The 1,252-nt window shown below is 59.5% G+C and carries 1 protein-coding gene; it reads right to left on the bottom strand.

Annotated elements, in window-relative coordinates:
• Positions 1–129 precede the first annotated feature (129 nt).
• A partial coding sequence (locus tag EOA27_RS37015) for a Glu/Leu/Phe/Val dehydrogenase (protein WP_145970849.1) occupies positions 130–1,252 on the bottom strand: 1,123 nt, incomplete at its 5' end.

The following is a 1,252-nucleotide window of genomic DNA, read 5'->3' as shown; positions in this document are numbered from 1 at the left end:
ATCATTTACTTCGCCAATTGTGATGTTATAACCTGTCGAATAGGTTCCCTGTGGAACTTTTGCTTGCATCGGCAGAAGCGGGATTTGTTCCGGAGAGCTCCGCTTCGTGGTGCTGTCGGCAAAAGGAACTCATATGCCGATGGCCTCGTACGCTGCGGCGATCTTGCGGATGGATTCGACATAGGCCGCCGTCCTGTAGTCGCCGAGTTCCGGTTGCTCTTCGAGGAGGTCCGAGATCCGGCTCCAGGTGGAGCGCATCACATCTTCTAGTCCGGATCGGACCAGATCGATCTCGGCGCCGCCCTCAAGAAACTCGTCCCGCATGTCGGCCGGGAACGGGTTGCCGGTCATTCGTTCAAGTGCTTCGGCGATTGTTCGGTTGCGCCGCTCCCGCCGCCGTCGCTCCATCAGCCCGAACGGGATATGGGTGAGATTCTTCACCCATTCGAAATAACTCACTACCACACCGCCGGCGTTGACATAGAGATCCGGAAGGACGGTGATTCCTTGGGAGCGAAGTATCTTATCGGCTTCGTATGTAACCGGACCGTTAGCTGCCTCAACAATGAGCTGCGTCTGAATTCGCGTAGCGTTGCCACCATGGATCGCATTTTCCATGGCGGCCGGAATGAGAATGTCGCACGGCCGTTCGATCCCTGTCATATCGCCTTCAAAGGACTCTGCATCGCAAAAGCCGAGGATGCTTCCTGTCCGCAGCTGATGTCGCTTAAGCGCTTCAATAGAGAGGCCTTCCGGGTTGGCGACGTAACCGTCGCGTTCGGCTACAACTGTGATCAACGCGCCGTCGTCCTCGGAAAGAGACTTGGCCGCGTGATAGCCCACATTGCCGAAGCCCTGCACCGCGACCGTTATCCACTTGAGGCCCCGGCCCTGCTTGAGACCGGGTGTGCGCTTGTCGTTGAGGTAGCTGTGAATGGCGAACTGCACACCCCTGCCAGTCGCTTCCATTCGTCCGGCAATGCCGCCTTTCGAGACCGGCTTCCCGGTCACGCAGGCGCGCGCATTGATTACGTCCATGGGATTAGCGCGGCGGAACTCGTCCGCCATCCAGGCCATTTCCCGTTCGCTCGTGCCAATGTCGGGTGCCGGCACGTTGACCCCTGGGCCGATCAGCCCCCGCTTGGCAAGTTCCTGGGTGAAGCGCCGGGTAATGCGTTCGAGTTCCTGCGGCGTCCACTCCCGCGGATCGATCCGTAGCGCGCCCTTCGAGCCGCCGAAGGGGACATCGACC

This window comes from Mesorhizobium sp. M2A.F.Ca.ET.037.01.1.1, from assembly GCF_003998075.1.
GTDB lineage: Bacteria > Pseudomonadota > Alphaproteobacteria > Rhizobiales > Rhizobiaceae > Mesorhizobium.
This window is presented reverse-complemented; position numbering and strand designations above follow the sequence as displayed.